Here is an 8,751-nt window from a genome sequence, read left to right as displayed (position 1 = left end):
TGGGTCCACCGGATCGTTCCGTCCTGAGCCGGTTTGCTCTCGCAGGTCGCGTTCGTCGCCGCCCGTGTTATCGCGTCGGCGAAGGCCGGCTCGAGCTGCACCGGGATATCGTGCCCCATGCCCGGGACGACGGTGAGTTCTGCACCCGGAATGTTCGCTGCAAGGTCGTAACCGTTCTCTACGGGCACCAGGGGGTCCGCGTCGCCGTGGAGCACGACCGTCGGGAGGTTGAGCCTCTTTAAGAGTTCGCGCCGGTCGCCGTCCGCCATGACCGCGGCGCTATGCCGCTCCAGTGCGATCGGGTCGTAGCCGCCGCGCTCGATGTTGGACAGAGTATACTCACGAATCACCTCCTCGTCGGTCGGATACGCGGGACTCCCGAGGGCCCCGGCCACGAGCACCTCGTGCTCCACGATCGTCTCGACGTCGCTTCCTGCAGGCGGGGGCGGGGGAAGCGCCAGGAACTCCTCAGTCGGGCCGGGCATCTCGGGATTTCCCGTCTCCGAGGAGAAGAGGGTGAGCGAACACGCGCGTTCGGGATGATGGATTGCGATCCGCTGGGCGATCACTCCTCCCATCGATGCGCCGGCGATATGGGCCCTCTCGATGTCGAGCGCATCAAGAAGACCGACAGAGTCGTTCGCCATATCGGTGATCGTGTAGGGGACCGGTGGAGTCCTCCCCTCGCTCACCGCCGTGAAGAACTCCACCCAATCGGGCCGGCCGAGGTGATCGAGGTGGGTCGAGAGGCCGGTGTCACGGTTGTCGAAACGGACGACATGATACCCGCGTCCTGCCAGCTCTTCACAGAGTTCGTCCGACCACATCGTCATCTGCGCACCGGCCCCCGCGATGAGCAGCACCGTCTCCCGGTCGGCCGGGCCGAAGGTCTCGTAGAAGATGGTGATGTTGCCCACCTGAGCCTGACCCTGGGTGCGGTGAATTCCCATTGCCGGGCTGTCGCCGGTGCCGTTCGGGCTGGCTGCGGGCGCAAGGCCGCCCGCCGCCACCAGAGCCGTCCCGAGTATGACGGCGATCATGATCTTTGAGATTCCCTTCACGGTGAGCCTCCCTGGACTGAGGTGCAAGAACGCAGGAATTCCGGATAAACCTTCCCCCTGCTGCACCGCCGTCCGGAGGAACTCCCGGAAATCACTCCCGGGTATCAAGGTCCTCCCGGACACCCCGCATCGTCGCCTCGAAGTCCCGCATCCGGGCAAAGTCCGGCGTGGTGAAGACCAGGCGGTAGCCGTCGGGGTCGCGCACAACGACGTCGCGGGTGTTCCAGGGCCGGTCGACCGGGCCTTCGATGACGGCCCCGGCCTCTCTGATCCGTGCGGCGAAGGCGTTGAGTTCGGAGATCCGGTCGACCGCCCCGGCGGAGAACGCGAGCGTGGTGGTCGCGCCGGGGCACGGTTCGGTGCGGTCGTTACGGCGGGGCACGAGGAGGATATCCTGGTGCTTCAGCCGCCGGAGATGAGCAAGGTGCGTTCGCCCCCCGGGGTCCTGCATCCTGTAGACGAGGAAGAATTCAAGAATCCGGGTATACCACTCCACGGACGCCTCGATATCCCGGACCTCGAAGGTGGAAAAGAGCATCATGGGATAAATTTCATGCTCGGTCGGTTCCATACGCATATTCTCTGTTTTCTTTGGATATCGGGGTATCGAACCGTTCCCGGCACGCTCGCCGCCGGCCCTGTGCCGTAAACCGGGGGCCGGACACTTGAACTGACGGCACGCCCGGAGATAGGCAGGGGAAATCTCTGGCAGATAGTTTTATGGTCCAGAGTATTGAACGTATGATCAGAAAACTGAATGAGTTATCAAATCGCCTGGAGCAGCCAATGAGATCCCCCGGAGGCATGCATGAAGCGCGGCAAGAAGGGTTCCTGCAGCGGATCGCCCCCGCACTCGGCCTCTTCCTCCTGGCACCGGTAACCGCGGAGTACCTGATCGGCTACCTCCCGGTAACCGGAGATCTTGTGCAGATGCTCTTGGATCTCTGGCTTCTCGCGCCCCTCTATGGCGGTGCCGCACTCATTATCCGCGAGGCCGCCCGCCGCACGGGCCGTGGCTGGCCTGCGATCATCCTGCTCTCGGCTGCATTCGGCGTCTTCCAGGCGGGTCTGGTCGACCACAGCCTCTTCGATCCGGCATACCACGGCACGGCTGACCCCACCTACCTGGCGCTCGGCATCAGCGGCACCACCGCACTGGCGTTCATCCTGGGCCATGTCGTCTGGAGCATCAGTGCACCCATAGCAATCGTCGAGACGTTCGTTCCTCGCCGGAGGACGGTACCATGGCTCGGCCGCGCCGGCCTTGCCGTCACCGGGGTTCTCTATGCCCTCGCCTCTGCGATCATCTTCCGGGGCACGGCCGAGGAGAGCGGGTTCCTGCCCTCGATGCCGCAGATGCTCGGGGCAGCCGTCGTCGTCGCAGCCCTGATCGCCCTTGCGTTCACCATGAGGCGCCGGTCGGAGCCGCCCGGCGACCTGCCGGTTCCCGGGCCGTGGGCGGTCGGGGCGGCGGCGTTTGCCGCACTGAGCGTGCCGACCTTCATAGAACTGGTGCTCGAACTGCTGGGCGCTTCGTCGGCATTCATGAGCGGTTGGCCCGGCGTTGCCCTGAACCTCGTTCTGGTCGGTGCCCTGGCACTTCTCGTCCGGCGATGGTCGCACCGCGAAGGCTGGAGCGCCGCCCATACCCTTGCCCTTGCCGGGGGTGCTCTCCTGACCCGGGCGTGGATCGCGTTTCTCGTGGTGCCGTTCGGGGATGTGGCGTTGCACGACAAACTGATCGGCAACACGGTCCTCTTCGTCGGCGTGGCCGTGCTGCTCACTGCGGCCGCATTGAAGATTCGAATGGAAGGTGAACTGCATGAATGATGAAAATCGGTTAAAACAACTCTGCAACGATGCGCCCGGCTGGGTGACGACCATCCTGCCGCTCGTCAGCGCGGCGGCCGGAGGGCTTGTCCTCTGGGCGACATGGTTCTTCTACGGCGATCTCTACCCGTCCGGCTTCACGTGGCACAACTGGATACAGCCGGCCCTGATGGTGATCGGCGGCCTCCTTGCCCTTGCGGCAGCGGGCCTGCTTGTTATGCGGAGACCGGGCGGGTGGGATCTCCTCTGGGCGGCGATCACCATGATCCCGGTCATCCTGGCGTTGCGGCTGGTGATTGTTGTTATCCTTGCCGTCGGTCACGTGAGCAGCGCGGTCCTCGACGGCTCCCTCGTCGACCGGCTCGGGAGCATCAGCCCGGCAAGTATCGCCGTGACAGTCGTGATCCTCGCCGCTATCGGTATCGCGAGCCTGCTCGGGAAGGCAGACGAGACACCCGAAGACAACTCCTGAGGAGAAGATCGTGAGCAGCAGAGGCGAGGAGCAGTCGTTCATATCAGATGCAAGGCGGACGCAGATCATCGAGGCCACGATCGTCACATTAAACGAGATCGGATTTGTCAGGGCGAGCCTTGCGCAGATAGCAAAGCGGGCCGGGATCAGCACCGCCCTGATCTCATATCACTTCGGCGACAGGATGGGCCTGATAAATCGGACGATACAGACCCTGATCGAGGACAACGCGTCGTTCGTGCTGGAGAGAACGAAGGCCGGCAGGAACTGTCGCGAGAGACTGCACCTCTTCATCATCTCCAGTCTCGAGTACCAGGAGACCTATCCCGAGCGGTTTGTCGCCCTGGTGGAGATCGTCTTCAACGCCCGGACACCCGACAACATTCCCTACTATATGCTGAATGATGACAATGATGCAGAACCGCTGCTGCTCGAACTCCGGACCATACTGCGGGAGGGGCAGGAGAGCGGGGAGTTCGGCGATTTTGATCTCATGATCATGGCGAACACCATCCAGGGCGCGATCGGGGAGCACGCGGCCCCGGGCGTGGCTACCCGGATGGATGCGGCGTCCTACGGTGCGGAACTGGTGAGGATATTCGACAGAGCCGTTTCACCGTTGCCCGCGCGACAGCCGTGAAACGGCGAGGACCGTTCCCCACACGGCCCTACCCTACGGAACCGTCTCTTCCGTATCGTAGACCATGGTCAGGACGGTGAGGGGCCGGAACGGCACCCAGGCCCTGTGAGCAGATACGATACGAAACCCTGCTCTTTCGTACAGCCGCACCGCCGGGGGGTTTGGGGCGATGACGGAGAGGACTATCCTCCCGCCTCCGCGGGACCGGACCTTTCGGGCGGCGTCCTCGAGCAGAGCCGCGCCGACCCCCCGGCCCCGCTCCGCCGGGACGACCGAGAGGCTGGAGATCTCGTATGCGGGCTCCGTGGTCCTCTTCAGGTAGTGCGGCGCGAAGATCAGCACCTCGGTGAGGAGGAACCGGACGGCGGTGGCGATGCCGGCCGCACGGGCGACGGCGAAAGACTCCTGGAGGAGCCCGGGGGCATCCGGGGCCTGCATGACCAGGACCCCGATGACCCTGCCTGTCCGGACGGCACAGGTGATCTTCTCGCGCCCGAAGACGTTGCCGCCCGCCCGGATCAGGCGCTCGATCTTCCGGAGAGCCCCCGTGCGGTCGCTGCCAAAGACAAGAGGGAAATACGCCGGCTCGGTGTCGTAGATGAGACCGGCAACCTCCCGAGCGGAGTGCCGTTTCGGGCTGAATGGTTCGAGGATCATCGACGGCGCTCCCAGGGCGTGACGGCAGTATGCCCGGGTTCAGGACTCCTCGTCAGGGAGGGCGACGCGCTACGGGAACGATGTCCTGCAGGCATCCCGGCGAGAGGATGGGTGGGAGAGGTTGCCGCTCCCTCCCGATACGAGCCCTGAGAGGCTCATGCTCATTCCGGTCTTCCCTTCCACTCCCAGAGCCTCGAATGGCTGTTGCCTTCGGCGTCGACGGTGTACTCGATTATAACGGCGGTCCCGTTGAGGCGGCTCCATCCGGGGGTGGACGAGCGGAAGAAGAGCAGCCCATGAAAGAGGGTTTCGGGGCTCCAAACGCTTCCTTTTCCCATACCCATTCCGGTGTACATGGCCATCTCGCCATCCTTTGACGTGACCACGCCGACGCCCTCTGCGTGGAAGGTGTCTTGAGAGCCCCACACACTCCAGGCGGTCGACAGGTCCCGGGATTCGATACCCAGCAGTCTTCCGGTCGATTGGTCTGTCGTCTCGATCTTCGGGCTGGTCTCGAGCAGCTCAACGACCCTCGTGCCGATGATCTTCCCTCGCGACTCACCGATCAGTTCACCCGACATCTTCAACTCCTCCTGATGCTGTACTGCACCCCTCACCGCGATTCCGGCAGCCTCCGGGACCGTCTCATGGGGGCGCGCCGGTCAACCCTAACCTTTGCGGAATAAAAATGTATCCGGATCCAGGCTGGCTCATGCTGGCGTGTTCGATCGCGTCAAGGGAAGGGGCGGGGTCCTACGGCCGGAGGGCGGCGTAGATGGCGCCGATGCCCGTGAGGGCCTTATATCCCTTCTCGGTGATGATGTAGTCCCCCCGCTCGTGCCGCTGCAGGACCATCCCCGCGTCCTGAAGTTTTTTGAGGTGGAAGAGCAGGTTTCCCCCCCGGAGATCGGTCAGGGTCGAGAGGGTCGAGAATGTCTGCGTCTCTGTGGCAAGCGACTGCACGATCCGGAATCGGTGCCTGTTTGCAAGCGGCTCGAGGATGTCGCGGACCAGAACCTCATCCGGGAGGTCCATGACGGACGAAGACGCCTCCCGGCTCTCCCGGTAGACCCCGAGCGAGCGCATCAGTTCAAGCTGCTTCTCAAAGAGACGGTTCGTCTCGGTAAAGCAGGTAGCGCAGGTCTCCAGTTTCCCCCCCTTGCGCATCGTCGCGAGCCGGTCGCGGTAGGACCGGACGACCTCTTCGCTCACCTCGCCGTCCCGGATATGCTCTGCGGAGGCCTTGAGGAACTCGTAGAACGCGGCATAACACCTCTCGCGCATCGGGCAGTCACGGATCATCCGCTCCTGGAGCCTCTGATCCGCTTCGGAGAGGTTCTGTTCGATGAAGAGATCCGCGTACTCCCTGCGAAGCCCGGTGAGGGCCGCATCAACGTGCTGCCGGTTCGCATGCTCGATGAACCGCCGGAGTTCGCTCCGGAGGCCCGCAATCTCGGACTGGATCTCCTGGATCTCTCTGCTGTAGCACTCTTCTCTCCGATCGGCCAGTCCCTCCTCGCCGGACCGGTCTGATTCGGGTCTCTTATGGTCATGAGACTGTAGCACGGACATCTCGTATAGTTTAGTGACAGTCATCTATATTGTTCTAACCATCAAACGGGATGAGTGGTGAGAAGATGCCCGAATGGCGTTACACCGGAATGGCCGTATCGGATGAGAAGGCTCGGCAGGCGCTGGCTGCAGTGAAGAGCGCCTGCTTCAACTGCAAAGAGCATAGCGACGATTGCCCACTGGCAAAGGCCGCCGGGGAGATCACCAGAATGACGGAGGAGAATAAATGAACGTGAAAGAAGAGATCCGTGCACAGATCGTCGGCGCTCTCGCCGGCGCGAAATTCCCAATCAAAACGCCCGAAGGCCTCCTTGCCGCATTCCCGGCGGGAGCAGCGACCAGGTGCAAGGCAGGCGACGTGGAGATGACCGCCGGTGAAGCGGGCACTCTCTTAAAGCCGGAGGACTTCCCCTTCACAAGTCCCGGACAGGTGGCCGACACCATCCTCTCCCGGGCAGGGATGTAACCCTCTTTTTTGCAGCTGCTCTCTCGAAGCGGGCGGTTTTCGCCGGTGGCCCTCCCGAACGCCGTCGGCGCGTAAGGCGCACGGAACCGGCCCGGACCGCCCACTGCTCACCCTGCCTCCGGCACGGGCGCATCGAGGAACTCCCCGATCATCGAGAGCAGCCAGTCGGTGCGGTCGATGAGCGTGATATGAGTCGTGCCGGGGAGGACGGCGAGCCGGGAGGCCAACGATATCCCCCGGCACGCCGCCGCCGAGCAGCCGGAAGATCTCCACCGCGTGCTCGGGGCGGGTGACGTCGGAGTCACCTATGATGACGAGCGTGGGCGCCCGGATCGACCGGATCTCTTCGGCCGTCCAGCCCCGGAACTCCCGGTCGAGCTGCTTTACCTTCTCGATCAGAACCGGCCAGGCATCCGGGTTCGGCGCCGTCCGGGCATACTCTTCCGCGAACGGGGTGCCGGCCAGGTCCTCGGGCTTCAGGTTCTCTTCCCCCTCGTAGATCTCGGGGTAAGCCCCTTCTCTCGTGTAGCTCGGCGAGGCGAGGACGAGCTTCCCCACGAGGTCGGGGTGCCGGATGGCGATCTCAATGGCGATGGCGGCCCCCATGCTGTAGCCGAAGATGTCGGCCCGCTCGATCCCGAGGTGCCGGAGGAGGGCGACAGTATCCGCCGCCATCCCCGCGTAGGTCAGCGGGCGGTCGATATCGGCGGTATGGCCGTGGGCCTGCTGCTCGACGGCGACGACCTGCCGGGTCGCTGCAAGGGCGGGGAGCATCCGCTGAAATGATCCCTCGATCGTCATGAAGGCGCCGTGGAGGAGGACCAGCGGCCGGCCGGCGCCATGGATCTCGTAGTACATCGAAAGCCCGTTCACGGGCGCGTAGCGGCCCGGGGCTGCCGGTGTCGGCATCTTTTTTCCCATCATTAATTCCCCTTCTGGTTCGGCGGCAAAGCCACGGCGCTCCGCAGGAACTCCGTGATCCCCTGCCGCACTTCATCGTGATGCCCGATAAGCATGTGGCCGCCCCCCGGCACGGCGAGGAGGCGGGCGCCGGTGATCCTCCGCACAAGGGCGCGTGCATTCTCGTGGAGCGCCAGCAGATCGTCGACGGCGCTGACCACCAGCGTGGGGGCCCGGATCTCCTCGAACGGATACTCGCTTCCTGAGGCGTTGAACAGGCCGGGGGTTGAGACGTATGTGTCAAAAGCGCTTCCGTCGGCCCGGGCGCTGACCGGGAGGAGGCTCGCGAGGAGAGTCCTGACCTGGGCCTTCCCTTCCGGGGTGAGCCGGCCCTGCACGCCGGCCCACGGTCCTGCGACGATCCCGTAAAAGAAGGTGACCGTCGCCCAGTAGACGAAGTCGTGCCTGAAGAAGACGGTGAAGATGGGTCTCGGCATGACCGGCCCCTTCCCCGGCGCAACAGGCTCGACGAGGACGAGCGCCGGGACGCGCTCCAGGTGGCAAATGGCGAACTGGATCGCCGATGCGGAGCCTGCCGAGTAGCCGACGACGGCGGCCCGCTCAATCGCGAGGGCATCGAGCAGACAGGCGAAGGCGTCCGCCTGCATAGCGACGCTCGCGCGCGAAGGCATGGGCGTGCCGAGGTAGCCGAACCGTGAGGGCGCGACGACCTCGAACGCCGGGCCGATGGTCCAGCCGGCGAGCAGCAGCCCCTGGTCGAACCCGCCCGCGTTGCCGTGGACGACCAGAACCGGGTAGCCGTCTCCGGACCGGGCGTACTCGATCGGCCCGCACCCGGTCCGGACCACCCGGCTGCCAAGGCTCTCGATACGCTCCCGGACGGCACGCATATCACGCCGGTAGCGCAGCATCACGACCGCCGCCCCCGCGACGGCGATGCCGAGCAGGAGGACCCGGAGGTCAGCCATGGGGGTGCACGCTCACCCGGTCCCCGGCTACCCTTGCTGCCGCTCGTTCAGGAGAGAGGCAAGGCGGTCCAGCGACTCGTTCCACCCGGCTTCGGTCATATCGAGCGACTCCCCCGCCGGGATGCCTTCATGCTGCAGGGTCATCTTCGTCCCGCCGTCGTGCT

General features: G+C 64.5%; 13 protein-coding genes. 5 read left to right on the top strand and 8 right to left on the bottom strand.

The genetic code is table 11. The features are described 5' to 3' along the window. Nucleotides 1-1,061 (bottom strand): alpha/beta hydrolase (locus QZ650_RS02310; RefSeq protein WP_292522449.1); only part of this gene is annotated, 1,061 nt, incomplete at its 3' end. 91 nt (nt 1,062-1,152) lie between these two features. Further along, a complete protein-coding gene (locus tag QZ650_RS02305) occupies nt 1,153-1,632 on the bottom strand; it encodes a VOC family protein (protein WP_292517863.1) in 480 nt (159 codons plus the stop codon). Between the two features lie 215 nt (nt 1,633-1,847). Here QZ650_RS02305 and QZ650_RS02300 point away from each other — a divergent pair, with 215 nt between their 5' ends. From QZ650_RS02300 to QZ650_RS02290, 3 genes are read left to right on the top strand one after another with little or no spacing between them, the layout of a single operon-like run. After that, nucleotides 1,848-2,891 carry a hypothetical protein gene (locus QZ650_RS02300; protein ID WP_292517860.1) on the top strand — a complete coding sequence of 348 codons (1,044 nt, stop codon included), beginning with the start codon at nt 1,848-1,850 and terminating at the stop codon, nt 2,889-2,891. After that, on the top strand, nt 2,884-3,363 hold the full coding sequence (locus tag QZ650_RS02295; RefSeq protein ID WP_292517857.1) for a hypothetical protein: 480 nt from the start codon (nt 2,884-2,886) through the stop codon (nt 3,361-3,363). The genes QZ650_RS02300 and QZ650_RS02295 overlap by 8 nt, the downstream gene beginning before the upstream one ends. 10 nt (nt 3,364-3,373) lie before the next feature. Next, complete coding sequence (locus QZ650_RS02290; protein ID WP_292517854.1) at nt 3,374-4,003, top strand: TetR/AcrR family transcriptional regulator; 630 nt, start codon at nt 3,374-3,376, stop codon at nt 4,001-4,003. A gap of 33 nt (nt 4,004-4,036) precedes the next feature. Here the strand turns inward: QZ650_RS02290 and QZ650_RS02285 are convergent, their stop codons facing one another. From QZ650_RS02285 to QZ650_RS02275, 3 genes are all read right to left on the bottom strand, one after another. Continuing rightward, a complete protein-coding gene (locus QZ650_RS02285) occupies nt 4,037-4,660 on the bottom strand; it encodes an N-acetyltransferase (RefSeq protein WP_292517852.1) in 624 nt (207 codons plus the stop codon). Nucleotides 4,661-4,821: 161 nt separating this feature from the next. After that, the gene (locus QZ650_RS02280; protein ID WP_292517849.1) at nt 4,822-5,241 is read right to left on the bottom strand and encodes a hypothetical protein; all 420 of its coding nucleotides are present in this window, start codon (nt 5,239-5,241) and stop codon (nt 4,822-4,824) included. A gap of 172 nt (nt 5,242-5,413) precedes the next feature. Beyond that, entirely contained in the window at nt 5,414-6,226 is an 813-nt protein-coding gene (locus QZ650_RS02275; RefSeq protein ID WP_292517845.1) for a helix-turn-helix domain-containing protein, read from the bottom strand. A 56-nt stretch (nt 6,227-6,282) separates the two neighbouring features. Here QZ650_RS02275 and QZ650_RS02270 point away from each other — a divergent pair, with 56 nt between their 5' ends. Beyond that, nucleotides 6,283-6,462, top strand: coding sequence for a hypothetical protein (locus QZ650_RS02270; RefSeq protein ID WP_292517842.1), 180 nt, complete (start codon nt 6,283-6,285; stop codon nt 6,460-6,462). Next, nucleotides 6,459-6,698: an MTH865 family protein gene (locus tag QZ650_RS02265; protein WP_292517839.1), complete on the top strand. Its 240-nt coding sequence runs from the start codon at nt 6,459-6,461 to the stop codon at nt 6,696-6,698. The genes QZ650_RS02270 and QZ650_RS02265 overlap by 4 nt, the downstream gene beginning before the upstream one ends. Here the strand turns inward: QZ650_RS02265 and QZ650_RS02260 are convergent. The 3 genes from QZ650_RS02260 to QZ650_RS11840 form a co-directional block, all read right to left on the bottom strand. Beyond that, nucleotides 6,624-7,622 (bottom strand): alpha/beta hydrolase, encoded by a 999-nt coding sequence (locus tag QZ650_RS02260; RefSeq protein WP_292517836.1) that lies wholly within the window; start codon nt 7,620-7,622, stop codon nt 6,624-6,626. The genes QZ650_RS02265 and QZ650_RS02260 overlap by 75 nt on opposite strands. Beyond that, nucleotides 7,622-8,587: an alpha/beta hydrolase gene (locus QZ650_RS02255; protein WP_292517834.1), complete on the bottom strand. Its 966-nt coding sequence runs from the start codon at nt 8,585-8,587 to the stop codon at nt 7,622-7,624. The genes QZ650_RS02260 and QZ650_RS02255 overlap by 1 nt, the downstream gene beginning before the upstream one ends. A 27-nt stretch (nt 8,588-8,614) precedes the next feature. Further along, nucleotides 8,615-8,751: SRPBCC domain-containing protein (locus QZ650_RS11840; protein WP_366932174.1), on the bottom strand; the 137-nt coding region annotated here is incomplete at its 5' end.

The sequence above is a fragment of the Methanoculleus sp. genome (assembly GCF_020696975.1).
GTDB lineage: Archaea > Halobacteriota > Methanomicrobia > Methanomicrobiales > Methanoculleaceae > Methanoculleus.
The sequence above is the reverse complement of the archived record's forward strand: the minus strand, read 5'-3'. Positions and strand labels throughout refer to the sequence as shown.